Here is a 24,215-nt window from a genome sequence, read left to right on the forward strand (position 1 = left end):
GAGAAATACACTTTTCAAAATGAACGACACACTTATACTTTTCATTACAATTATAATATCAGCAGGTATCGGAGCTTTTCTTGGATTACAATTTGCAGTTTTAAAGAGTAAGGGAGATAAGAGTGCTTTAGAAGAACGTCAGCATCAACTAAGTAATACTATTGCCGATTTAAAACTAAATGTTGAAAAAATAGAATCAGAACGTGAATCAATTAGAAGAGATAAGGAATTTCTAAATTCTGAGCTTTCAAAACGAAATACCGAAATTGAAAATCTGCAGCAGCAAAACTTAAAACGCGATGAAGAATTAGAGGAACGTCAAGAACAATTACGCAAAGATTTTGAGTTATTAGCCAACAAAATTCTTGAGGAGAAATCTAATAAATTCACAGAGCAGAACAAGGAAAACATAAAGAATATCCTTAATCCATTACAAGAAAAGATTCAAGGTTTTGAAAAAAAGGTTGAAGATACCCAAATGCGAAGTGTAAAAATGCACTCTGCATTAGAAGAACAATTAAAAGGTCTAAAAGACCTCAATCAGCAAATGGCTAAGGAAGCTACCAATCTCACTAAAGCCCTTAAGGGTGATAGTAAAACACAAGGGAATTGGGGAGAATTAGTATTAGAACGTGTTTTGGAGAAATCTGGTTTGGAAAAAGATAGAGAATATTTTGTACAGCAGAATTTTCAGCTCGAAGATGGATCTCGTGTTATGCCAGATGTAGTTTTACATTTACCTGACTCAAAAAAAATGATTATTGACTCTAAGGTATCCTTAACAGACTATGAACGTTTGGTGAACGCTGATGGAGATGAGCGTGATATTTATTTAAAAGCACATGTTAATTCTATAAAAAAACATGTAGATCAGCTTTCCGCTAAAAACTATCAAGACTTGTATGACATTGAATCTCCTGATTTTGTTTTGATGTTTATACCAATTGAGCCAGCATTTGCAGTTGCAATAAATGAGGATAACTCATTGTATAATAAGGCATTTGAACAAAATATTGTTATTGTAACACCGTCTACATTATTGGCCACGCTACGAACTATTGACACTATGTGGAACAATGAAAAACAACAGCAAAACGCCATTGAAATAGCCAAGCAAGCTGGTGCTCTATACGATAAGTTTGAAGGTTTAGTTACCGATTTAACTGGAGTTGGTAAAAAAATTGATGCAGCCAAAAACGATTATTCATCAGCAATGAACAAGCTAGTTGAAGGAAAAGGAAACCTTATTTCTCGCGTTGAAAAGATCAAGAAAATGGGTGCAAAAGCAAAAAAATCACTACCTGAAAACATCATTAAGCGAGCAACTGAAGATATTGATTAATTAAACTCAACTATAATAAACCATGTACAAGTCACCTGACGAGTCTAGAATTCAAATATCAGAACTCATGTTACCCTCCTACACTAATTTTGGTGGTAAAATCCATGGAGGTTATATTCTGGGATTAATGGATCAAATTGCTTTTGCATGTGCCTCAAAACATTCAAGAAGCTATTGCGTAACCGCTTCTGTTGATAAGGTGAATTTTTTAAATCCTATTGAGGTAGGCGAGTTAGTTACAATGAAAGCATCTATAAATTACGTTGGTACGTCTTCAATGGTCGTAGGTATTAGAGTAGAGTCAGAAAACATTAGGACTGGATCAAAAAAGCATTGTAACTCTTCTTATTTTACAATGGTAGCTATTGATGATAAGGGTAAAACGACTACTGTTCCAGGTTTAAAATTAGAAACCAAAATGGATGCTAAACGATTTATAAAAGCTATTAAGAGACGCGAGAGTGAAGCTATGAAAAATAAAGATTTAAGTTTAGTGTATAAAAACGTTCATGAATATTTAGATCAGCTTAAGGACTACAGAGTAGTTATAGAATTCTAAAAAAAAAGCCACTTATAATTATAAGTGGCTTATTTAGTATGTATTTTATTAGAGTTTACTGCTTAATAAAGCGTTTAGTTTGAATTATCTCATTATTTGAAATTCTAACTAAATATACTCCACTTTTCCAATTCGTGACATTTATTGAAGATTCTAATTGGGTGATTAGTCCTTTGTATACACGCTTGCCCAAAACATCATAAACTTCGAGGTTCATTTCCCCATCCGTATTTGACAATTTTATATTTAATTTATTTCTACCTGGATTAGGTGAAATTGTAATTTCTGTATTCGAAATTGAAAATTCATCATTACTTAATGATGTTGAAGCTAGAATATTATCTACTTGAATTATAGCTGCAACAGCATCTACTGAAGTCCAAGTTGGAGTAGCACTACTAAGAATTCTTAAAATAGAAACATCCGCTAAAACAGAAGCAGCATCACCTCCTCCACCAACTATTGTAAAATCAGCTGGGTCTAGAGAAAGCGTAATATTAGACCAAGTACCATTTGCTGGTAAGCTTATAGCATTTGTAGAACAAATACGAGTACCATTAGTGCCTTGCATCGCTACTCTAAGATTTAATGCACTAGTTTGCACATTTACATCTAAGTTTATCTCATTCACACCTGCTGTTATAAAATCACCGCTCCACTGCTCATTCTGAGAGTAAAATACCATTTTACTAGCAACTCCTCCACCACCTAGTGATGTGTATTGCAGGCAATTATCACCAACGCCACTAGGGCCAGCGTCTGCAACATTTATAGGGCCATTGGTTGCATTTCCTGCACCACCAATTCTCCAGTTTTCTGTTGTTCCACCTTGAAAATCATCTACTTGGTTTAATGACACTTGGGCATTCAGTCCATTAAACAGTAAACATAAGGTAAATAAGAGTAAAGTTTTTTTCATATTGTAGGTTATTTTATAGCTAAGTTAATAATTATTAGACAAATGCCTTCAAAACTTTAACATAAAGTATGTATTTACTTACTTAAATACATCTTACGACGAGAATAAAGATCATAAAATGCATCATCCTTTAAACTATCTATAAACAAAATACTTTCCCCAGTACTCTTCATTTCTGGACCTAATTGTTTATTAACATTAGGGAATTTATTAAATGAAAATACTGGTTGTTTAATAGCATATCCTTCAAGCTTTGGATTAAATTTAAAATCTGTTACTTTTTTCTCTCCTAGCATCACTTTAGTAGCATAGTTAACATAGGGCTCTTTATACGCCTTAGCTATAAATGGAACAGTACGCGATGCTCTAGGGTTTGCTTCTATGATATAAACCGTATCATCTTTTATCGCAAACTGTATGTTTATTAAACCTACAGTATTTAATGCTCTTGCGATAGTATGTGTATGATCAATAATTTGTTGCATTACTAAATCACCAAGATTAAAGGCCGGAAGTGTTGCATTACTATCACCTGAATGAATTCCACAAGGTTCAATATGCTCCATTATGCCAATAATATATACATTGCCATCCGCATCACAAATAGCATCCGCCTCTGCTTCTATTGCACCATCTAAATAATGATCTAAAAGCAACTTATTACCAGGTATTGACTTTAATAAATCAATAACATGAGCTTCTAGTTCATCTTTGTTAATAACAATCTTCATACCTTGTCCTCCTAATACATAAGAAGGTCTTACAAGTATTGGGAAATTTAATCTATCAGCTACTTCAAGTGCCTGTTCTGCACTTTCTGCTGTGTCAAATTCAGGATATGGTATATTATTTTTCTTTAGTAGTTTAGAGAAACTACCTCTATCTTCAGCTAAGTCTAAAGATTGGAAACTTGTTCCCATAATTTTAACGCCCCATCTTTCGAGCTTTTCAGCAAGTTTTAAAGCAGTTTGACCTCCTAATTGAACAACGACTCCCTCTGGTTTTTCGTGTTGAATGATGTCATAAATATGTTCCCAAAAGACTGGTTCAAAATAAAGTTTATCAGCAATATCGAAATCAGTAGAAACAGTTTCTGGATTACAGTTAATCATAATTGTTTCGTAACCACACTCTGAAGCAGCTAATACACCATGCACACAACAGTAATCAAACTCAATACCCTGTCCAATTCTATTTGGTCCAGAACCAAGAACAATTATCTTTTTCCGGTCTGTGACTACACTTTCATTATGAACTGATACTTTGCCATCAGTAGTTTCAACTTCACTTTCAAATGTCGAATAATAGTATGGTGTCTCAGCCTTAAATTCAGCAGCACATGTATCAACCAATTTATAAACACGATTAATGTTTAATTCACGACGCTTATTATAGACTTGACTTTCTAAGCAACCTAACATATGAGCTATTTGTCGATCACCATAACCTTTTTGTTTGGCTTCTAATAACAACTCTCTTTCAATAGTCTGAATTTTATAATTAGAAATCTCTCTTTCTAAATGGAATAGTTCTTCATATTGCTTTAAGAACCACATATCAATTTTTGTTATCTCATGGATACGACTTAATGGAATACCCATTTGAATGGCATCGTATATCACAAATACTCTGTCCCAACTTGCGTAGGTTAGTTTCTCTATTACTTGTTCATAATTCTTATAACCTTTACCATCTGCTCCTAGTCCATTCCGTTTAATTTCAAGGGATTGTGTTGCTTTATGCAGTGCCTCTTGGAAAGAACGACCAATTGCCATTACTTCACCTACTGCTTTCATTTGAAGTCCAAGAGTTCTGTCTGAACCTTCAAATTTATCGAAATTCCAACGTGGTATTTTAACGATTACATAGTCTAAGGTTGGCTCAAATAATGCAGATGTAGATTTTGTGATTTGATTGCTCAGCTCGTCCAATGTGTAGCCTAAAGCTAATTTAGCTGCAATTTTTGCTATTGGGTAACCAGTAGCTTTACTTGCTAATGCCGAAGAACGTGATACACGTGGATTAATTTCAATTGCAATGATTTCCTCCTCTTCATCTGGGCTAACTGCAAATTGCACATTACAACCTCCAGCAAAATCACCAATACTTCGCATCATATGAATTGCCATATCCCGCATTTTCTGAAAAGTCTTATCTGACAAAGTCATTGCAGGCGCAACAGTGATTGAATCTCCTGTATGAATTCCCATTGGATCCATATTCTCAATAGTACAGATAATAACAACATTATCGTTTCTATCTCGCAGCAACTCAAGCTCATATTCTTTCCATCCCATCATTGCCTTATCAATCATGACCTCATGGATTGGAGAAATTTCTAATCCTCTTGTCAATGACTCATCAAATTCATTTTCATCATATACAATCGAAGCTCCTGCACCTCCTAAGGTAAAAGATGCTCTAATACATAATGGAAATCCAAATTCTTGAGCTATTTCCTTTCCTCTTAGGAATGACGTAGCTGTTGCTTGTGGTGCCATGCCAACACCAATTTCTAACATCAATTCTCTAAATTTCTCTCTATCTTCAGTAATATTGATAGCATCAATATCAACACCTATTATATCTACATCAAAATCCTCCCAAATACCTTTTTCATCTGCCTCAATACAAAGATTAAGAGCTGTCTGTCCTCCCATTGTTGGTAAAACGGCATCAATTTGTGGGTGTTCCTTTAAAATTTTAATGATAGACTTAGTTGTTAATGGCAATAGATAAACGTGATCTGCCATAGTAGGGTCTGTCATTATCGTTGCAGGATTGGAATTAATTAAAATAGTTTCTATTCCATCTTCTCTTAAAGAACGTAAAGCCTGAGAACCTGAATAATCAAACTCACAAGCTTGACCTATAATAATTGGACCTGAACCGATTAGTAAAATAGATTTGATGTTTTTGTCTTTTGGCATGAGTATATGTTTTTGGTGTGCAAAAATAATTATCTATAGGGTACAAAAAAAGGTGTTACACCTAAGTAACACCTTAAAAATATTAACAATTGTTAATCATTATTTCTTATGTCTTGATTCTGTAGATACAGACAACTTCTTTCTTCCTTTAGCTCTTCTACGTGCTAAAACTTTTCTTCCATTAACAGAAGCCATTCTTTCTCTGAAACCGTGCTTGTTTCTTCTCTTTCTTTTCGATGGTTGAAACGTTCTTTTTGGCATTGTCCTATCTTTTTAAAATCTAAATATCTTTTTTGTACAAGTCTTATTCAAAAACTGCGTGCAAATATACAACAAGTTTTTACTTTAACAAGTACCTAAATAAAAATATTTCTATTAGTTTTTATTAACTTTGCCCACTGCAAATAATATAAAACTACATGTTTAATAAAAATATAAAATTAGTCATTGTCGCTCTCATAGTTGCTTACGCCATTTATCAATTCACGGATGGCTACATTGGTAATGGTATTATGTACATACTATTATCGACAATATTTATTTTTCTTTATTTTAAAAATGAAATTATACTTCTTGCATTTTTAAGATTGCGTAAACAAGACTTCCCAGGTGCTAAAAAATGGTTAGATAAAATAAAAAACCCAAAAGCAGCCTTGGTTAGGAAACAACAAGGGTACTTAAACTACCTAAATGGTATAATGGTGTCACAAACCAATATGAATGAGGCAGAAAAGTACTTTAAAAACGCAATCAATTTAGGTTTGTCAATGGACCATGATTTGGCTATGGCAAAATTAAATTTAGCTGGCATCGCCTTCTCAAAGAGACGGAAACAAGAAGCACAAAAGTTATTGGCTGAAGCTCAAAAACTTGATAAAAGAGATATGCTGGCTGATCAGATTAAGATGATGAAACAGCAAATGAAAAAAGCTTCTATTCCAAAGCAGCAATACGGACAACCTACATCATCAAGACAAAACAGAAGAAGTAGAAGATAAGTAAGTTATAATAAAGGTGCCATTAACCGTGCTAGTGCCTCTAGTAGTTTTGCATATATGCTACGCTTAGACCATTGTGCAATTTCAATTTTATGTGATCCTTCTAAATCCTTATTAAAAAGTGATAGAAGTGTACCGCTTGTCTCCTTATCATAAATAAGGGCATTAACTTCAAAATTGATGTTGAAACTTCTATAATCCATATTTGCAGTACCTACAGAGCAAAACACACTATCAACTATCATAGTTTTTGAATGAATAAATCCTTTCTCGTATTGATAAACCTCAATACCTGCTTTCAATAATTGTTCGACATAGGAATTGGTTGCATGTTCTGCAATCCATGAATCAGAGTTTTTGGGAATAATTAACTTTACTTCAATATTACTGCGCGATGCCACCTGCAAAGCCGTGACAATTTCGTCATTGGGTATAAAATAGGGTGTTGTTAAATAAATATAATCTTCGGCATTTGTGATAGCTACAAAAATAGACTCCATTATATTAGCCCAATCCGTATCTGGACCACTTGCCGCAAATTGCATTGATAATTTATTTTTAATTTGATGCTCAGGAAAGAAAGTATCATCGATTTTTAAATCACCTTCACTTACAAAATCCCAAGTAGTAAAAAAGAGTATTTGTAATTGCAAAACTGCTTCTCCTTCTACTCTGATGTGTGTATCTCTCCAAAATCGCTGATTTCTTGAATTAACGTAATTATCAGAAATATTTATACCACCAACATATCCTATTTTACCATCGATAACAATAATTTTTCTGTGATCACGGTAATTCATTTTTCCTGTAAATCTTGAAAATAACACAGGCATAAAACGGTACATTGTTATACCACTATGCTTTATTCTCTTTTTCATTTTAGAGGAAATAGAACTCCCTACATCATCTACAATTATTTTAATATCAATACCTTCATTAGACTTTTCTATTAACTCATTTAATACTTCGGTCCCAGTAACATCATCCTTTATAATGAAATATTCTAAATGAATGTGGTGCTTAGCATTTTTTATGTCCTTTAGTAATAAATTTATTTTTTTATCACCATTTTCAATTATCTCTATATCGTTGTTTAGCGTAAGTTTGGATTGGTCATTTTGATTTAAAAGCGGAATGAGTTTTGACTTTTCTTCAAGTAATTCTTCAATTTCTTGTTTGGATTGGTGGTCTATATTAATTGTATTCTGAATCTTTGTTATTACTGATTGATTGAGAACATGCTTGCGATTAAAAATTTTGGTTTTCCTATATTCTTGTCCAAATAAATAATAAACCAATAACCCTATAAAAGGAAAAACCAACAAAACGATAATGTAACTTAAAGTTTTTGTTGGATTTATTTTTTTGAGAATAACGGTAACAACCGCAGTTAGCGCTAATAAATAATTAAACGCAATAAGTATAACGAAAAGATTGTTTTGTATAAAATCCAATTACTATGGTGCGGATCTATAGTAGCCCTCTTTAGGAATCTCTATATTATATAATTTCCTAGATTTGTTATTAAGGTTCTTTTCTCTTAACCAAGGGTTATGAAGTTTTAATATTTTATAATTAATACCAAAACGTTCAGCGAACTGGGTGAAATCAGTTACAGCAGTATCTACTTCTACTTTATACGTTGGTATGGGTTTGTACAATTGATCTTGGTTAAAATTGAATCCATATACAGAAGGATTCCTTAAAATTTCCTTTAATGCTACAATTCTAAACATATAGCGCCCAGTTTCTTCACCAAGTAGTAAGTCATAATAACTATTAACATCTTGTTCTTTCAATCGTCTAGAAATTCCAGCATTACCTGCATTATATGCGGCAGCGGCTAAAGTCCAAGAACCCAGTTTTTCTTTGGCATCTTTTAGGTATTTACAAGCCACTTCAGTTGCCAATTCCAAATTATACCTTTCATCTACATTAGAATTCACTTCCAAACCATTTTCACGTCCTGTGGTTTTCATTATTTGCCAAAAACCCCTTGCACCTGCTGGTGACACAGCATTAGTTAAACCACTTTCTATTACGGCCAAATATTTAAAATCATTAGGAACACCATTCTTTTCTAATATAGGTTCAATTATAGGAAAGTACTTCTGAGCTCTTTTGAACATCAACAATCCATTTGATTGCCAATAAGTATTGACTAAAAGTTCTCTGTCCATTCTCTCATAAATATCAGGATCTTCTACTGGTACGGCCTCTCCAGCAAAATTTAAGTCCTCTGGCATTTCAAGCGCGTAGACATTATAATCGTTCAAAATAGGTTGTTCTTTGCCTAATGTTTCATCAGAAGGTGCCTTCTGCATTGCAAAGATGAATAAACCTGAAATACAGATTAATCCAATACCGGCTAGAATGTTTTTTAAGATTTGCATGGCTTTCAATTTTGTCTAAATGTAAAAAATCTATTTAACTCTTTCAAATTCAAGACTCTATAAGTTTTGGTAAATTTTCATTAAACCATTTATATTTATTAATAATCATAATATGTGTACCACCTTTAATAACAATACATTCTCCAACACAAGAATGTGGAAACACTGAATCATTATCACCATTAATATAGATGGCATTGGGGTTTGGTTCATCTTGTGACCAACATAATACTTGTTTTATTGACCAGTCTAGGTAAACTTTGTCATTAACGGACAAATATTTTTTATAAAGGTCAACACGTTTTTTGATGGTTTCTCCAAAAGCATATTTTGCTAAAAAATCAACATTACCAACCAATTGGGTTGGCAATATTTTATAGGCTTTTGTAATTTTTAAAAGTTTAAACCTTTTTGGCAATTCATGACGAGATTTAATACTTGAAACCACAAATAATTTCTTAATATTTAAAAACTTACTCATCTCTTGCACCAATATACCTCCAAATGAGACGCCTAAAAGCACAATATTGTCTTCTGTAATAAAATTGCACATTCGTTTAGCGTATTCCTCTAAAGTTTCATCACTTCCAGGAATTTGCCACTCCAACCAATGAATTTTGTATTTGTCTTCTGGTAGTTTTATATACTCAAAAATAGTTGGGCTCGCAGCCATACCAGGCATTAAATAGACATGTGTAAGTTTAGAAGCCATTTTCGTTTTAAATTTAGAGCTCAAAAAAAATAGAATAAACCCTTTATAAATGCCCATCTCACAAGCATTTAACAGTTGCAATCTAGAGAATTCCCTAATTATTTGTACCTTTGCACTGCAAATCTATATAAAATATAGAATCTACACGCCAACCGCTAATCTTAAATAATGAAAATATGACTGAAACTGCTGAATTGATTGACAATGATTTTCTACGTCAATTTGAATTAAAGGTTGAAAACGACATGGCTGTTATTGAATATTCCCTTCAAGAGCGCAAAATATTTCTAACTAAAATGGTGATTCCAGATCCAATGAAGTCAGATACTTTTGAAAAAGAGTTTTTAGCCATGGTATTTGATAATATTAAAGAAAGAAACATTAGTGTGGTCCCAACAAGCCCTGAAATTGCAAAATTTGTAAGAAGTAATAGAAAATATAAACGAATGTTACCAGTTGGTATTCGAATATAATTTGAAAAAGAAATACATTTTAAAACCCATGACTATCTTAGTTGTGGGTTTTTTTATTAGTTAACAAGCAATTCTTTAAAAGTAAATCTAACCAAACCATCTTCGTCAATTTCTGACAATTTAACTTTGCGAAGTGTATTGACCAATTCTGGATTCCATGGTGCCTTTACTTTGACATAATTTTCAGTAAACCCAAGTATATAACCTTCTTTATTTTCACCCTCAAATAAAACAACACGTTCTGTATTTAGCTGGTTCTCATAAAAAGCCCTACGTTTCTTAACGGACAGACCTCTTAACATTTTACTGCGCTTGGCTCTAATATTTTTTGGTACTACACCATTCATTTCTGCTGCTTCGGTATTATCTCTTTCAGAATATGTAAACACATGCAAATAAGATATCTCGAGCTCATTAAGAAAATTGTAGGTCTCTAAAAATAACTCGTCTGTTTCTCCTGGAAAGCCTACTATTACATCAACACCAATGCAGGCATGTGGCATAACCTCTTTTATTTTATAAACTCTATCTACATATAGCTCACGCATATACCGACGTTTCATTTTCTTAAGTAATTCATTACTTCCACTTTGCAATGGTATATGAAAATGTGGTACAAATGCTCTAGACTCTGAAACAAGCTCTATAGTTTCATTCTTTAATAAATTAGGTTCGATAGAAGAGATTCTTAAACGTTCAATTCCCTCAACTTTATCAAGTTTTGTAACCAAGTCTAAAAAGGTATGCTCGTGTGTCTTATTACCAAATTCACCCTTACCATAATCACCAATATTCACACCTGTCAAAACAATTTCTTTAATGCCTTGTTCAGAAATTTCTTTTGCATTTTTCAATACATTTTTCATGGTATCACTACGCGAAATACCTCGAGCCAATGGAATTGTACAATAGGTACACTTATAATCACAGCCATCTTGTACTTTTAAGAATGCTCTTGTTCTGTCTCCAATAGAATAACTACCAACATAGAAATCCGCCTCTTCAATTTCACATGAATGTACCTCACCAAAATCGTTTTTAGTAAGGTCATTAAGATAATCTGTAATTTTAAATTTTTCAGTTGCTCCTAAAACTAAATCCACACCATTTACATCTGCTAACTCTTCTGGTTTAAGTTGAGCGTAGCAACCAATCGCGGCAACAAAAGCATTTGGATTTATTTTCTGAGCTTGTTTAACGACAGATTTAAATCGCTTATCTGCATTTTCAGTTACTGAACATGTATTTATAACATAGATATCTGCCTTTTCCTTAAAGTCAACACGCTGAAAACCTTCCTCTTTGAAACTTCTAGCAATAGTTGATGTTTCAGAAAAATTTAATTTACAACCTAAAGTATAAAAAGCTACCTTTTTTGTTTCCATGTTTTGGTCTCTTGAATTTGTTTCAAGATCATTAATCGTATATATTTACTTGTCTCTAAAATTAGAGTCTGCAAATTTACAATATATAAGTTATATGCTAAAACACAGGAGATTCTTATTCAAATACGTAATGGCTGCAATCGGAAGCTTCGTATTGGTTTCTTGTCTTTCAAATGATAAATCAAAAAAAGATCATTTGGTTTTTAGATATAACGAACATAAAAATATAAGTTCGTTAGATCCTGCATTTTCCAAGGACTTAGCTGATATTTGGGCAACTCACCAACTATTTAATGGATTAGTACAGATGGATGACTTATTAAATGTAAAGCCATGCATTGCAAAAGATTGGGAGATTACCGATAGCGCTAGGGTTTATACATTTAATTTAAGAAATGATGTGTATTTTCATAAGCATAAACTTTTTGGAAAGGATTCTACAAGAAGAGTCAAAGCATCTGATTTTGAATATAGTTTAGGAAGACTCAAAGATAAATCATTGGCATCTCCAGGTAGTTGGGTGTTAAATAAAGTGAAGGATTTTAGAGCAATAAATGATTCAACCTTTCAAATTAGACTTAATCAACCCTTTCCAGCTTTTTTAGGGCTCTTAACTATGAAATATTGTTCGGTTGTACCTAAAGAAATAGTTGAACACTTTGGTAGTGAATTTAGATCTAATCCTGTTGGCACAGGACCCTTTAAATTTAAACGTTGGGAAGAAAACATAAAGTTGGTTTTTAGGAGAAACAACAATTATTTTGAAAAAAATAGTAGTGGAGAGCAACTTCCTTATCTCGAAGCTGTATCTATCACATTTTTGCCTGATAAACAAAGTGAATTCCTGCAATTTGCGCAAGACAATATTGATTTTGTATCCGGTTTAGATGCTTCTTATAAGGATGATGTCTTAACTTCAGATGGAAAACTAAAGACCACTTACGAGAGTGATGTAAACATGATAAGAGGCCCATATCTTAATACAGAGTATCTTGCCTTTTACATGGAAACGACAGTTGCGCCTATACAGAGTCTTAAACTAAGGAAAGCCATCAATTTAGGATTTGATCGTAAAAAAATGATTACATATTTACGTAACGGAATAGGCACACCTGCTACTGGTGGATTTATACCTAAAGGGCTTCCTGGTTTCAATGCCAAAATTGGATTCACTTATAACCCTGAATTGGCAAGCCAACTTATTGAAGATTTCAAAAATGAGAAAGGAATATTAAATCCTGAAATTACTCTTACGACCACGAGCAATTATTTAAGCTTTTGTGAATTTATACAGAGAGAAATTCAGAAAATCGGATTGTCACTAAATGTCGATGTTATACCCGCTTCAAGTCTTAAAGACGCTAAAGCCAATGGTCAACTAGAATTTTTTAGAGCAAGTTGGGTTGCAGATTATCCTGATGCGGAGAACTATTTATCACTATACTACAGTAAAAATTTTGCGCCTAATGGTCCAAATTACACGCATTATAAATCTGATGTGTTTGACCAACTTTATGAAGCATCCTATTTAGAAACAAGTCCAGATAAACGTTCTGAACTATACACCAAAATGGATTCCTTAATTATGGCTTCAGCACCAATTGTTCCCATGTTTTATGATGAAGTTGTTAGATTTACCAGAAAAACGGTGAATGGACTTGGCATAAATGCCACTAATTTATTGGAATTAAAAACAGTTAATAAAACTAAAATTTAGAGAAATAATATAAATCATCTCCTCCAGCGCCTTTAAGACGTCTCGATGATAAATAACCGGTAGTTAAATCATCATTTAAGAAAAATGAAAAATCATCACCTGGACTATTAATTGGTTCATTCAAAGATATTGGTTCTTGTGAAGGGTCACTAGAATTTAAGTCATAACTATAGATATCTAAACCACCCTTTCCATAGCGACGATTTGATGTGAAATACAATATATTATCCACACTAACGAATGGAAAAATCTCCGTTCTTGAAGAATTTATAGTTTCACTTAATTTAGTGATTTCACCGTAGCTCTGATGATTAGTTACTGACACCTTATACAAATCTGACTTGCCTTTAGTTCCTCTTACATCTGCAATGAAATAAAGCGTATTACCATCAGGACTTAGTGCTGGGTGAGCAAAATTATTATTTGGTTTACAGAATGGTAAGGTTTCAAAATTTGTCCAACCTTTACCATCAACATATTCGGCTCTTTGGATAAGAAGATTATATGTCTGAATACCTTTTAATTTGTTAGCTCCTTTACCAGAATGATTTGAGGTAAAATACATAAACCTACCATCTTTAGAATAGGTTGCTGCAGACATATTAAATTGACCAAGTTCAGTTTTTACTATAGGTTTTGGATTAATAATTTCTCCATCTTTTGACATTTCACCTTCGTATATACCATAAATGAATCCAGAATATTTATCCTTTATTGCTCTACCTCTTTTTGTTGTGAGATTATGACTAAAAAACACTTTATCTCCAACAATTCTAGCGGCAAAATGATCTAGTTTAGAATTAATTTTTAGTTGTAATACTTCCACATCCTTACTTTGAGAAAAACTATAAGTAAGCATAAACATTAACAGAAAAGTAGTTTTAATTTTAAACATGATTTTATTCTCTTCGGTATTGTTTAGTTTCTTCAAAAACATGTTCTAATATTGCTTTATCCTTTTTTGTGAATTTCTCGTTGCGTCTCATCATAACAACTTCAGCTACTTCGAAGGCCTTGTTTGTTTTATAGGTTACAAAACCTTTACTTCCTCCCCAAGAAAAACTTGGAACAAAATTGCGAGGAAAGCCACTTCCAAAGATATTAGAACTAACACCAACAACCGTACCAGTATTAAACATGGTATTGATACCACATTTACTATGGTCTCCCATCATAAGACCACAAAACTGAAGACCTGTCTTTGCAAATCCTTCTGTTTTATAGTCCCAAAGTCTTACTTCGGCATAATTATTCTTTAAGTTAGAATTGTTGGTGTCTGCACCCAAATTACACCATTCACCAAGTACTGAATTTCCAAGGAATCCGTCATGACCTTTGTTAGAATAGCCAAATAGAACGGAATTATTCACTTCACCACCTACTTTGCTATATGGTCCTACCGTAGTTGGTCCATATATTTTAGATGCTAATTTAACGGTTGCATGATCACAAAGCGCAAAGGGTCCTCTTATTACCGATGCTTCCATTACTTCTGCATCCTTGCCTATATAAATTGGACCAGAACTTGCATTTAAGGTTACAAACTCCATCTTGGCTCCCTTTTCAATAAAGATGTTTTCTGGATTAATTGTATTTACTGTTGATGATATAGGTTGTGATTGACGTCCTTTTGTTATCAGATTAAAATCTTCAGCAATAGCATCTCCATTTTTTGAAAAAATATCCCAAGTATGTTCAATTTTAATAATTTCACCGTTAAAATCAATAGCCTCAAATTTTGAAAAATCATTAACCTCCTCTCCTTCCTTCGCATAAAAAGCGATGACATCTTCTCCTTTAAATAATGCCTGATTGTATTTAAGTTCCTTTACTCTGGTGGAAACTTCCATATTTGGAAGAAATGAAGCATTAATCATTATATTTTCATCCATTTCAACCATTGGGTATTTATCTGCAAGATAATCTTCAGTAACCGTGGTAGTTGTGTACTCTAAAAAAGATTCCCATTTCTGACGGATGGTAAGTATACCAATTCTAATATCTGCAACTGGTCTTGTGTATGTAAAAGGCAGAAGATTGTTGCGATATGGGCCATCAAATAATATGTAATTCATAATAAGGATGTTACTTTAGTTACTTATCAAATGTAGCGTAATTGTATAAAACAAAAAAGCCTTTCTGTTGTAAGAAAGGCCTTTTTAATATGCTGTTGCAAAAGTTATTTTTTAAACTTAGCGTATTTGTTTTTGAATTTATCAATACGACCAGCTGTATCTACTAATTTAGATTTACCAGTATAGTATGGATGAGATGTTCTAGAAATCTCCAACTTAACTAAAGGATATTCAACACCATCTACTTCAATAGTTTCACTAGTATCAGCCGTAGACTTAGTTAAAAACACATCATCATTAGACATATCCTTAAACGCTACTACTCTATAATTTTCTGGATGTATTCCTGTTTTCATCACTAAATTGTTTAATCTTATTTTCGATTTTTTCGAGGTGCAAATTTAAGTATTTTTTAGAAATCTACAATCTTTTTATTCTTTTTTATTTGTTAATTATGATGTAACAATTCCCTATATTTATATACTAACTAGTCAATTAACTAAAAAATCAATTTTTAATTATGGAAAATCAGAAACCAACAGCTGGTAAATTTGCTCTTAATTATGGTCTAATGTTAGGCCTATTAATGATTGCGATAGGTGTAGTTACTTATGTTACAGGTATGGCCTTAGAAGGTGTACAATGGCCTAATATAATCTACTATATAGCCTTCCCAATTGTAATTATGTATGCCATTAGCCAATATAAGAAAGCTAATGCAAATACGCTTAGCCTCGGCGAAGCCCTTAAGGTTGGCCTTTCAATTGCAGTTGTTAGTGCAATCGTTTATTTACTTTATGGACTATTATTTAATTACGTTATAGATCCAGAATTTATGGGACAAATGATGGATATGCAACGCGATAAAATGTTAGAAAATCCAAATATGACACCTGAAGCGGTTGAGCAAAGTATGAAAATGGTTGAAATGTTTACTAACCCGTTGATTGGATCTGCATTTTGGATTGCCATGAGTGCCTTCTTTGGATTAATTTATTCACTTATTGGAGGTTTAGTAATGAAAACTAAATCTAATTAATGCCTTAAATAATTTCTTTATTTTTGACGTCTACTTAAGACGAACAAAAAAATATGAACATATCAGTAGTAATACCACTACTTAATGAAGAAGATTCTTTAAAAGAATTACACGATTGGATTGTATCAGTGATGCAATCCAATTCGTTTTCTTATGAAATTCTATTTATTGATGATGGCAGTACTGATAAATCTTGGGAGGTCATTGAAGAACTTTCTAAATCAAATTTTAATGTAAAGGGTATCCGTTTTCTTAAAAACTTTGGGAAATCTCAAGCATTGCACGCAGGTTTTACCAAAGCAGATGGTGATGTTGTAATTACTATGGATGCTGATCTTCAGGATAATCCAGAAGAAATCCCAGAGCTTTACAATTTAGTTGTTAATGACGGTTATGACCTGGTTTCTGGTTGGAAGAAAAAACGCTATGATTCAGTTATAGCAAAAAATATACCTTCCAAATTATTTAATTGGGCTGCTAGAAAGACCTCAGGCGTAAAACTCAATGATTTTAATTGTGGTTTAAAAGCTTACACTAAAACAGTTGTTAAAAATATAGATGTTTACGGCGAGATGCATCGTTACATACCTGTATTGGCAAAAAATGCTGGTTTCACTAAAATTGGTGAAAAGGTAGTACAACATCAAGCACGTAAATATGGACATACAAAATTTGGCATGAATAGATTTATTAATGGTTTTTTAGATCTCTTAACCGTATGGTTTATATCTAAATTTGGAAAACGACCAATGCACCTCTTTGGAGCACTTGGTGTTATAATGTTTATTATTGGATTTGGTTTTGCCTTCTATTTGGGTATTGACAAACTTTTTCTCAATCCAACAGGTCGTTTAATTACAGACAGACCACAATTCTTTATTGCTCTGGCCACAATGATTATAGGTGTTCAGTTTTTTATTGCCGGATTCTTAGGAGAACTAATACTTAGAACAAAACGCCAACAACAACGCTATTATATTGATGAAGAACTAAATTTATCTAAATAATTAACCAATAAATAATCTAAGTAAAATCCTTAATTGCTACCTTTATATAATAAAAATTTTATCACATGATTTACATTAAACCAGAGATATTAGAACGTGTAAACACATGGCTTACACCTAGTTTTGATGAAGATACACAGTCGCAAATAAAACACCTTATTGCGTCCAATCCAAAGGAACTAGAAGAAAGCTTTTACAAGGATTTAGAATTTGGTACAGGTGGAATGCGAGGCATAATGGGTCTAGGAACCAACCGAATTAATAAGTACACTTTAGGTAAAAACACACAAGGACTTAGTAATTACTTAAAAAAAGAATTTCCAAGTGAATCTATAAAAGTTGCAATTGCGTACGATTGCAGGCATAACAGTAAAACCTTTGGTAAGGTAGTTGCAGACGTGTTCTCAGCGAATGGTATTAAAGTTTATTTATTTGAAGATTTAAGACCAACACCAGAACTGTCTTTTGCCCTCAAGCACTTAGATTGCCATTGCGGTATTGTACTCACGGCATCTCACAACCCACCAGAATATAATGGCTATAAAGTATATTGGCAAGATGGAGGACAATTAGTACCTCCTCAAGATTCTGAAATCATTGATGAAATTAATAATTTAAACTACTCACAGATTAAATTTGATGCCAATGAAAGTTTAATACAACTTATTGGTAAAGATGTCGATGAAGTATTTATTAATGCTTCTGTAGAAAAAGGTAGTTTCACTAATCAGGATGCAAGAGACAATCTAAAAGTTGTTTTTACGTCACTTCATGGAACATCAATTACTACAATACCTGACACATTAGAACAAGCTGGGTATAATAACGTTTATGTAGTTAAAGAACAGGCAGAACCAAATGGTGACTTTCCTACGGTAAAATCTCCAAACCCAGAAGAACCAGAAGCCCTTAAAATGGCATTAGAACTTGCTGACAAAACTAACGCAGATATTGTGATTGGAACAGATCCTGACAGTGATCGTCTTGGTATTGCTATTAGGGATTTAGAAGGTAATATGAAGTTGCTTAATGGTAACCAAACCATGGTAGTAATGACTGAATTTTTACTAAGTAATTGGAAAAAAGAGAGTCGATTAAAAGGTAAAGAGTTTATTGGCTCAACTATAGTTTCTACTCCAATGATGCAAGCCTTAGCAGATGGTTATAATACAGAACTTAAAATAGGTTTAACTGGTTTTAAATGGATTGCCAAAATGATTAAAGATTTCCCACAACTTGATTTTATTGGTGGTGGTGAAGAAAGCTTTGGTTATATGGTAGGTGATTTTGTACGCGATAAAGATGCAGTTACATCAACTTTACTGGCCTGTGAAATCGCGGCAGAAGCAAAGTCTAATGGAAGTTCGTTTTACAAAAAGCTAATTGACCTTTATAGTGAGTTTGGGTTTTTTAAAGAGCGTTTAATATCGCTCACCAAAAAGGGTATTGAAGGTGCAGAGGAGATAAAACAAATGATGGTAGATGCTCGTGAGAATCCATTAAAAGAAGTAAATGGTTCAAAGGTTACAAGAGTTGAGGATTATCAACTTTCCATAGCGAAAGATATGGTTAATAATACCGAGGAAACCATTGACATTCCGAAATCTAACGTATTGATTTATTATATGGAAGACGGAAGTAAAATTGCATTGAGACCAAGTGGTACAGAACCTAAGATTAAATTCTATATAAGCGTTAATACTAAACTAGACAATGTGTCCGATTTTCAGAAAACGGAGCAGTTATTGGATGCTAGAATTGACGCTATCCTAAAGGATATGAATTTATAATTAATGGATTATATTAAAAAACTTGCGAGATTTATTATTCCTTACAAACGCTATGGGATATTAAATATCATCTCCAATATTTTTTACGCCCTATTTAGTACATTGGCTATGGTTTCTTTAATGCCAATGATTAATGTTCTATTTGGTGAAGGTAAAAAAGTAACGCAAAAACCCATTTACGCGGGCATCAGGTCATTAAAAGATTATGTTGAAAATTTTATCAATTATATCATAACCTCAACATCAGATCAATTTGGACCACAACGGTCTTTATTGTATATGATTATACTAATCATTAGCCTTTTCCTTCTTAAAAACTTATTTAACTATTTAGGTCTTTATTTTATTACCTTTTTAAGAAATGGTGTATTAAAAGATTTAAGAAATGAAATTTACACTAAGGTTACGAGTCTACCTATCTCCTATTATTCAGAGAAGAAAAAAGGAGATATTATTGCTAGAATTTCAGGCGATGTTAATGAAGTAAAAAATTCATTACTCGCCATATTAGAACTTATAGTAAAAGAACCGTTAACCATTCTATTTGCCATAGTTGCAATGTTCACAATATCAGTGAAACTGACAATATTTGTGTTTCTTTTTATACCTATATCTGGTTTTATTATATCTAGAATTGGTAAAAGCTTAAAGAAAAAATCTGACCGTGTACAACGAGAACAAGGAGTATTCCTATCTACATTAGAAGAAACACTTGGTGGATTAAAAGTTATTAAAGGCTTTAATGCAGAGGAAAGATTTAATAATAGATTTAAAGAATCTACAAATAGATTTTATAACTTTTCAAATACCCTGATAAATCGTCAAAATTTAGCATCACCTACCAGTGAATTTTTGGGTATTGTTACCATTGCAGCATTACTTTGGTATGGAGGTAGTATGGTTTTAGTTGAAAAAACGCTTTCTGGTGGAGCATTCATTGGTTACATGGCTTTGGCCTATCAAATATTAACACCTGCAAAAGCTATAAGCAAAGCAAGTTACAAAGTAAAGGCAGGTAATGCTGCAGCTGATCGTGTTTTAGAAATTTTGAATACAGAATCTCCACTTGAAGATAGACCAAATGCCAAAGTAAAAGAAAGTTTTGACTCTGAGATTAAACTTAATAACGTCTCTTTTAAATATGAAGATGACCTTGTTTTGAAAAACTTCGATTTAACAGTAACTAAGGGCAAAAGCGTGGCATTGGTGGGACAATCAGGAAGTGGTAAAAGTACCATAGCCAATTTGGTAACCCGATTTTATGATGTTAATGAGGGAAGTATCAAAATAGATGGTGAAAACATAAAAGAATTAACCAAACATTCATTAAGAAACTTAATGGGATTGGTAACGCAAGACTCAATATTATTTAATGACAGTATTAAAAATAATGTGCTATTAGGAAGAGAAGATGCTAGTGATGCCGAAATAATCGATGCTCTAAAAATTGCCAATGCTTGGGAATTCATAAAAGATATGTCTCAAGGTATAGAAACCAATATTGGAGATTCAGGTAATAAACTTTCTGGTGGGCAGAAACAAAGGCTTAGTATTGCAAGAGCTGTGTTAAAGAATCCACCAATAATGATATTAGATGAAGCAACCTCTGCATTAGACACTGAAAGTGAGCGTTTAGTTCAAGAAGCACTAGAAAACATGATGAGAAACAGAACATCTATAGTTATTGCACATAGATTGTCTACAATTCAAAATGCAGATCTAATTGTTGTTATGCAGAAAGGAGAAATTGCAGAGCAGGGCACGCACAAAGAATTAATTAATAAGGATGGTGTTTATAAAAAGCTAGTAGAAATGCAAAGCTTCGAATAAGTCTTTTTCACATATATAAAATCAAAAAGGATGCGCCTCTCGGTACATCCTTTTCTGTTTGTTACCAGATTTGGGGACACTGGTAACGGTTAATAGGTTAAGCGGGTCAAACATATAACAAAATTAGATACAAACCAAGAAAAAAATGCTTTTTATCGTGTTTTTATGCTTTTAATCGATATATTATTTAGTAACTAGTTGATTTTCAGTGCATATTCAAAATGTGATGAAATTAAATAATATCTAATTAAACTTTTAGTAATTTACAGAGTCAAAAAAGCAAAACAATTTAATTGACCGACGAATCAGATTTCATATTGCGTCTAAAAGACCCCAAGTCTAAAGAAGCCGCTTTTAGAGAGTTATTGCAACTTTATAAAGAAAGGTTGTATTGGCATATAAGAAAAATAGTAATTAGTCATGATGATGCAGATGACGTATTACAAAATACATTTATTAAGGTTTATAGAAGTATTGATAAGTTTAAAGGCGAAAGTAAATTGTTCTCTTGGTTATACCGTATTGCAACTAATGAGTCTATAACGCATATTAATAAAAATGCAAAACGATTACAAATTAGCAATGAAGAACAGAAAACCAATGCAATTAACAATTTGACTGCAGATGTTTATTTTGAAGGGGATGAGATTCAGATTAAATTACAGAAAGCAATCGCTTCGCTTCCAGAAAAACAACAAATTGTGTTTAATATGAAATATTTTGACGAGATAAAATATAAGGATATGGCAGATATTTTAGAAACAAGTGAAGGTGCATTAAAAGCATCATATCATATTGCAGTAAAGAAAATAGAAACCTATTTAACATCAGATTAAACCATTTCAAGATTTTTAAGTCAAAACAATAGATGAAAAAAGATAAATTAAATAACATCACTAAAACAGGATTTAAAACACCAAACAACTATTTTGATTCTTTTGAAGAGAACTTAATGAAAAGGTTACAAGCAACAGAGTCAATTTCTGATGTTGAGGAACCAGGTTTCACAGTGCCTGAGGGTTATTTTAAATCTATAGATGTAGAAATTTTTAGTAAGCTAGAAAAGGAAGAAACTCCTGTTATTAGTTTATTATCAAGGAAGCCAATTTATTACATCGCTGGTATTGCAGCTTCCATAATATTGATACTTGCAATTTTTATAAACAAACCATTCGAGGATAAAATATCTATTGAAATGGTAGAGACATATTTAGAAGACAGAGATTTAAGTAGTTATGAATTAGCAGAATTATTATCAGATTCTAATCTATTAGAAGATGATTTTATAATTACAGAAACAAGTTTTGAGGAAGATAATTTAGAATCTTATCTTTTAGAAAACTCAGAAATAGAATTAATTATAGAATAGAACATTACAATTATATGAAACGATTAATCCCAATATTAGTATTACTAATCAGCATGTCTTGTTATGGACAACGCGATGGTAAAATGAACGAGCGTATTAAGGCACAAAAAGTTGCTTTTATTACAGATAAATTAAATCTAACTCCAGAAGAAGCATCTAAGTTTTGGCCAATTTACAATGCCTCTGAAGAGCGTATCGAATCTGTTAGAAACAAAGAAATGAGGGCTATTAAATCTAAAGTCAGACAAAATCCTGATTTATCAGAGAAAGAAGCTGATAAACTATTACAAGATTTAATTGCAGCTGAAGATAAAATGTATCGTGCTAAATTAGATTTGATAAATAACCTTAAAGGTGTAATTCCTTCTAAGAAAATCATCCACTTAAAACGTGTTGAGGACGAGTTCAATCGAATACTACTGCAACGTTTAAAGGAAATGCGACAAAAGCGCGGGAATAGAAATTAATACAAAAGGAAGCTTAACGGCTTCCTTTTTTTATCTAAATATGAGTTTACTGATTCTACCTCTCCCTGCAGCGTATGCAGCAGAATCATTTATAAATCGGATGGTATAGAAGCCCTCATCACTTAAATGCGACCATGATTCTCCAGCATTTCTGCTGTAATCAATTCCTTTAAAGCCAACAGCCACTAGCTCTTTTCCTCCTCTATTTGGTATATATTGCACACAACTCCTATATCCTGGCCCATTACCATCGGCAACTAGCTGCCATGTCTTACCACCATCGGTTGTTCTTATTTTATTAGCTATGGTGTCATTAGGTTTTGTATAATCACCACCAATTGCAAAGCCATTATTTTTATCATAAAAATCTATAGAATACATACCAGTTGTTGCCTTACCTTGTATAATTGGTGTATCATGTACTTGCCAGGTGTTTCCTTTATCTGGAGAATATAGTACACGACTAGCAATTCCGCCAGTTGCAATCCATGTATGGTCTCCAACGAGAGCAATATTAGTATCACTTGCCGCAAAAGCAGCTTCACCTTCCTTCGCTTTAGGCAATTCAGAACAGTTTCGTTTTGCCCATGATTCACCTCCATCTCTTGTTATAATTACACTCATACAATCATCAGTTGGGTCGCCAATAGCAATACCTTCCTTATCATTCCAGAATGCCATTGAATCATAAAAAACCTTTTCATTTAACTCTTCATAAACCAATTTTGGTTCTTTAGCTTTTCTATAAATTTTGTAAAGTCTTGCTGGATTTTCAATGGATAATGCTAAAAAATCACCATTTACTTCCTCAATTGCCCTAAAATGGTGTGGTTTATCATTAAACGTCATAACATTTTTAAAGTACTCTTTAGTATTGCTAGTTGAATAGTTATCTAAATTGATTTTGAACTGTGCATCTAAAGCATATTTGCCAATATGATCTGAACTTCCATAAAAAATATTTTCATCATTAAAATCTATCGCTCTAATACTTAATGTAGAATCAGTAATAAATGGCTCAATAATAACTGTGGAAACATTTGATGGCCTTACATGATCTTCTTTGCATGAATTAAAGAATATAATAAAGCATAATAAAGCTATTAATCTCATAGTTTATTTTTTTTCTAAAAATAAAAAAGTCTAACGATTAAATTGATAAACCTTTTAGCAATTAAACATTTATGTACCTTTGCATGCTTAATTAAAT

23 protein-coding genes are annotated in these 24,215 nt (G+C 32.6%); 12 read left to right on the plus strand and 11 right to left on the minus strand.

The features are described 5' to 3' along the window. Positions 1-19: 19 nt before the first annotated feature. Entirely contained in the window at positions 20-1,342 is a 1,323-nt protein-coding gene (locus tag ACFWV9_RS06850) for a DNA recombination protein RmuC (protein WP_411894502.1), read from the plus strand. A gap of 22 nt (positions 1,343-1,364) precedes the next feature. Then, positions 1,365-1,901 carry an acyl-CoA thioesterase gene (locus ACFWV9_RS06855; RefSeq protein WP_411894503.1) on the plus strand — a complete coding sequence of 179 codons (537 nt, stop codon included), beginning with the start codon at positions 1,365-1,367 and terminating at the stop codon, positions 1,899-1,901. Between the two features lie 55 nt (positions 1,902-1,956). On the opposite strand, the gene ACFWV9_RS06860 is transcribed toward ACFWV9_RS06855, so the two are convergent. The 3 genes from ACFWV9_RS06860 to rpmH all read right to left on the minus strand — a co-directional run bounded on the left by ACFWV9_RS06860 (position 1,957) and on the right by rpmH (position 6,011). Beyond that, positions 1,957-2,820: a T9SS type A sorting domain-containing protein gene (locus ACFWV9_RS06860; RefSeq protein WP_411894504.1), complete on the minus strand. Its 864-nt coding sequence runs from the start codon at positions 2,818-2,820 to the stop codon at positions 1,957-1,959. Between the two features lie 74 nt (positions 2,821-2,894). Then, positions 2,895-5,750 carry a carbamoyl-phosphate synthase large subunit gene (carB, locus tag ACFWV9_RS06865; RefSeq protein ID WP_411894505.1) on the minus strand — a complete coding sequence of 952 codons (2,856 nt, stop codon included), beginning with the start codon at positions 5,748-5,750 and terminating at the stop codon, positions 2,895-2,897. 99 nt (positions 5,751-5,849) lie between these two features. Then, on the minus strand, positions 5,850-6,011 hold the full coding sequence (rpmH, locus tag ACFWV9_RS06870; RefSeq protein WP_115818167.1) for a 50S ribosomal protein L34: 162 nt from the start codon (positions 6,009-6,011) through the stop codon (positions 5,850-5,852). Between the two features lie 158 nt (positions 6,012-6,169). On the opposite strand from rpmH, the gene ACFWV9_RS06875 reads away from it, so the two are divergent. Further along, positions 6,170-6,748: a DUF2892 domain-containing protein gene (locus ACFWV9_RS06875; RefSeq protein WP_411894506.1), complete on the plus strand. Its 579-nt coding sequence runs from the start codon at positions 6,170-6,172 to the stop codon at positions 6,746-6,748. A 5-nt stretch (positions 6,749-6,753) separates the two neighbouring features. On the opposite strand, the gene cls is transcribed toward ACFWV9_RS06875, so the two are convergent. Genes cls through ACFWV9_RS06890 form a run of 3 tightly spaced genes read right to left on the minus strand, consistent with a single transcriptional unit; the run spans position 6,754 to position 9,853 of the window. Then, positions 6,754-8,202, minus strand: a complete 1,449-nt coding sequence (gene cls / locus ACFWV9_RS06880; protein ID WP_411894507.1) for a cardiolipin synthase — start codon at positions 8,200-8,202, stop codon at positions 6,754-6,756. Positions 8,203-8,205: 3 nt separating this feature from the next. Continuing rightward, positions 8,206-9,141: a lytic transglycosylase domain-containing protein gene (locus tag ACFWV9_RS06885; protein WP_411894508.1), complete on the minus strand. Its 936-nt coding sequence runs from the start codon at positions 9,139-9,141 to the stop codon at positions 8,206-8,208. 49 nt (positions 9,142-9,190) lie between these two features. Next, positions 9,191-9,853, minus strand: a complete 663-nt coding sequence (locus ACFWV9_RS06890; RefSeq protein WP_411894509.1) for an alpha/beta hydrolase — start codon at positions 9,851-9,853, stop codon at positions 9,191-9,193. A 176-nt stretch (positions 9,854-10,029) separates the two neighbouring features. Between ACFWV9_RS06890 and ACFWV9_RS06895 the strand changes: the two genes are divergently transcribed. Next, complete coding sequence (locus tag ACFWV9_RS06895) at positions 10,030-10,326, plus strand: N-acetyltransferase (RefSeq protein WP_411894510.1); 297 nt, start codon at positions 10,030-10,032, stop codon at positions 10,324-10,326. Between the two features lie 56 nt (positions 10,327-10,382). On the opposite strand, the gene mtaB is transcribed toward ACFWV9_RS06895, so the two are convergent. After that, the gene (mtaB, locus tag ACFWV9_RS06900; RefSeq protein WP_411894511.1) at positions 10,383-11,711 is read right to left on the minus strand and encodes a tRNA (N(6)-L-threonylcarbamoyladenosine(37)-C(2))-methylthiotransferase MtaB; all 1,329 of its coding nucleotides are present in this window, start codon (positions 11,709-11,711) and stop codon (positions 10,383-10,385) included. 94 nt (positions 11,712-11,805) lie between these two features. Here mtaB and ACFWV9_RS06905 point away from each other — a divergent pair, with 94 nt between their 5' ends. Next, positions 11,806-13,428 (plus strand): ABC transporter substrate-binding protein, encoded by a 1,623-nt coding sequence (locus ACFWV9_RS06905; protein WP_411894512.1) that lies wholly within the window; start codon positions 11,806-11,808, stop codon positions 13,426-13,428. On the opposite strand, the gene ACFWV9_RS06910 is transcribed toward ACFWV9_RS06905, so the two are convergent. From ACFWV9_RS06910 to ACFWV9_RS06920, 3 genes are all read right to left on the minus strand, one after another. Further along, positions 13,418-14,323, minus strand: a complete 906-nt coding sequence (locus tag ACFWV9_RS06910; RefSeq protein ID WP_411894513.1) for a TolB family protein — start codon at positions 14,321-14,323, stop codon at positions 13,418-13,420. The two genes, ACFWV9_RS06905 and ACFWV9_RS06910, sit on opposite strands and share 11 nt — an antisense overlap. A 4-nt stretch (positions 14,324-14,327) precedes the next feature. Continuing rightward, positions 14,328-15,503 (minus strand): GlmU family protein, encoded by a 1,176-nt coding sequence (locus ACFWV9_RS06915; RefSeq protein ID WP_411894514.1) that lies wholly within the window; start codon positions 15,501-15,503, stop codon positions 14,328-14,330. A gap of 104 nt (positions 15,504-15,607) precedes the next feature. Further along, a complete protein-coding gene (locus tag ACFWV9_RS06920) occupies positions 15,608-15,859 on the minus strand; it encodes a type B 50S ribosomal protein L31 (RefSeq protein ID WP_411894515.1) in 252 nt (83 codons plus the stop codon). A gap of 164 nt (positions 15,860-16,023) precedes the next feature. Between ACFWV9_RS06920 and ACFWV9_RS06925 the strand changes: the two genes are divergently transcribed. The 7 genes from ACFWV9_RS06925 (at position 16,024) to ACFWV9_RS06955 (ending at position 23,005) form a co-directional block, all read left to right on the plus strand. After that, positions 16,024-16,542 (plus strand): DUF4199 domain-containing protein, encoded by a 519-nt coding sequence (locus ACFWV9_RS06925; protein WP_411894516.1) that lies wholly within the window; start codon positions 16,024-16,026, stop codon positions 16,540-16,542. A 53-nt stretch (positions 16,543-16,595) separates the two neighbouring features. Next, positions 16,596-17,549: a glycosyltransferase family 2 protein gene (locus ACFWV9_RS06930; RefSeq protein WP_411894517.1), complete on the plus strand. Its 954-nt coding sequence runs from the start codon at positions 16,596-16,598 to the stop codon at positions 17,547-17,549. A 65-nt stretch (positions 17,550-17,614) separates the two neighbouring features. Continuing rightward, positions 17,615-19,339, plus strand: a complete 1,725-nt coding sequence (locus ACFWV9_RS06935) for a phospho-sugar mutase (protein ID WP_411894518.1) — start codon at positions 17,615-17,617, stop codon at positions 19,337-19,339. A 3-nt stretch (positions 19,340-19,342) separates the two neighbouring features. Next, positions 19,343-21,169 carry an ABC transporter ATP-binding protein gene (locus tag ACFWV9_RS06940; protein ID WP_411894519.1) on the plus strand — a complete coding sequence of 609 codons (1,827 nt, stop codon included), beginning with the start codon at positions 19,343-19,345 and terminating at the stop codon, positions 21,167-21,169. Between the two features lie 293 nt (positions 21,170-21,462). Next, positions 21,463-22,005: an RNA polymerase sigma factor gene (locus ACFWV9_RS06945; protein ID WP_411894520.1), complete on the plus strand. Its 543-nt coding sequence runs from the start codon at positions 21,463-21,465 to the stop codon at positions 22,003-22,005. Positions 22,006-22,037: 32 nt separating this feature from the next. After that, positions 22,038-22,538 carry a hypothetical protein gene (locus ACFWV9_RS06950; protein WP_411894521.1) on the plus strand — a complete coding sequence of 167 codons (501 nt, stop codon included), beginning with the start codon at positions 22,038-22,040 and terminating at the stop codon, positions 22,536-22,538. A 14-nt stretch (positions 22,539-22,552) separates the two neighbouring features. Continuing rightward, positions 22,553-23,005, plus strand: coding sequence for a sensor of ECF-type sigma factor (locus ACFWV9_RS06955; protein WP_411894522.1), 453 nt, complete (start codon positions 22,553-22,555; stop codon positions 23,003-23,005). A gap of 30 nt (positions 23,006-23,035) precedes the next feature. On the opposite strand, the gene ACFWV9_RS06960 is transcribed toward ACFWV9_RS06955, so the two are convergent. Further along, positions 23,036-24,118, minus strand: a complete 1,083-nt coding sequence (locus tag ACFWV9_RS06960) for a WD40/YVTN/BNR-like repeat-containing protein (protein ID WP_411894523.1) — start codon at positions 24,116-24,118, stop codon at positions 23,036-23,038. Between the last annotated feature and the right edge of the window lie 97 nt (positions 24,119-24,215).

The sequence above is a fragment of the Winogradskyella sp. A2 genome (assembly GCF_046762865.1).
In the GTDB taxonomy this organism is placed as follows: Bacteria; Bacteroidota; Bacteroidia; order Flavobacteriales; family Flavobacteriaceae; genus Winogradskyella.

Bases quoted from the DNA above. Each gene is read 5' to 3' on its own strand.
- ACFWV9_RS06850 (WP_411894502.1), top strand. From the start codon at position 20: ATGAACGACACACTTATACTTTTCATTACAATTATAATATCAGCAGGT.
- ACFWV9_RS06855 (WP_411894503.1), top strand. From the start codon at position 1,365: ATGTACAAGTCACCTGACGAGTCTAGAATTCAAATATCAGAACTCATG.
- ACFWV9_RS06860 (WP_411894504.1), bottom strand. From the start codon at position 2,820: ATGAAAAAAACTTTACTCTTATTTACCTTATGTTTACTGTTTAATGGA.
- carB (WP_411894505.1), bottom strand. From the start codon at position 5,750: ATGCCAAAAGACAAAAACATCAAATCTATTTTACTAATCGGTTCAGGT.
- rpmH (WP_115818167.1), bottom strand. From the start codon at position 6,011: ATGCCAAAAAGAACGTTTCAACCATCGAAAAGAAAGAGAAGAAACAAG.
- ACFWV9_RS06875 (WP_411894506.1), top strand. From the start codon at position 6,170: ATGTTTAATAAAAATATAAAATTAGTCATTGTCGCTCTCATAGTTGCT.
- ACFWV9_RS06885 (WP_411894508.1), bottom strand. From the start codon at position 9,141: ATGCAAATCTTAAAAAACATTCTAGCCGGTATTGGATTAATCTGTATT.
- ACFWV9_RS06890 (WP_411894509.1), bottom strand. From the start codon at position 9,853: ATGGCTTCTAAACTTACACATGTCTATTTAATGCCTGGTATGGCTGCG.
- ACFWV9_RS06895 (WP_411894510.1), top strand. From the start codon at position 10,030: ATGACTGAAACTGCTGAATTGATTGACAATGATTTTCTACGTCAATTT.
- mtaB (WP_411894511.1), bottom strand. From the start codon at position 11,711: ATGGAAACAAAAAAGGTAGCTTTTTATACTTTAGGTTGTAAATTAAAT.
- ACFWV9_RS06905 (WP_411894512.1), top strand. From the start codon at position 11,806: ATGCTAAAACACAGGAGATTCTTATTCAAATACGTAATGGCTGCAATC.
- ACFWV9_RS06910 (WP_411894513.1), bottom strand. From the start codon at position 14,323: ATGTTTAAAATTAAAACTACTTTTCTGTTAATGTTTATGCTTACTTAT.
- ACFWV9_RS06915 (WP_411894514.1), bottom strand. From the start codon at position 15,503: ATGAATTACATATTATTTGATGGCCCATATCGCAACAATCTTCTGCCT.
- ACFWV9_RS06920 (WP_411894515.1), bottom strand. From the start codon at position 15,859: ATGAAAACAGGAATACATCCAGAAAATTATAGAGTAGTAGCGTTTAAG.
- ACFWV9_RS06925 (WP_411894516.1), top strand. From the start codon at position 16,024: ATGGAAAATCAGAAACCAACAGCTGGTAAATTTGCTCTTAATTATGGT.
- ACFWV9_RS06930 (WP_411894517.1), top strand. From the start codon at position 16,596: ATGAACATATCAGTAGTAATACCACTACTTAATGAAGAAGATTCTTTA.
- ACFWV9_RS06935 (WP_411894518.1), top strand. From the start codon at position 17,615: ATGATTTACATTAAACCAGAGATATTAGAACGTGTAAACACATGGCTT.
- ACFWV9_RS06940 (WP_411894519.1), top strand. From the start codon at position 19,343: ATGGATTATATTAAAAAACTTGCGAGATTTATTATTCCTTACAAACGC.
- ACFWV9_RS06950 (WP_411894521.1), top strand. From the start codon at position 22,038: ATGAAAAAAGATAAATTAAATAACATCACTAAAACAGGATTTAAAACA.
- ACFWV9_RS06955 (WP_411894522.1), top strand. From the start codon at position 22,553: ATGAAACGATTAATCCCAATATTAGTATTACTAATCAGCATGTCTTGT.
- ACFWV9_RS06960 (WP_411894523.1), bottom strand. From the start codon at position 24,118: ATGAGATTAATAGCTTTATTATGCTTTATTATATTCTTTAATTCATGC.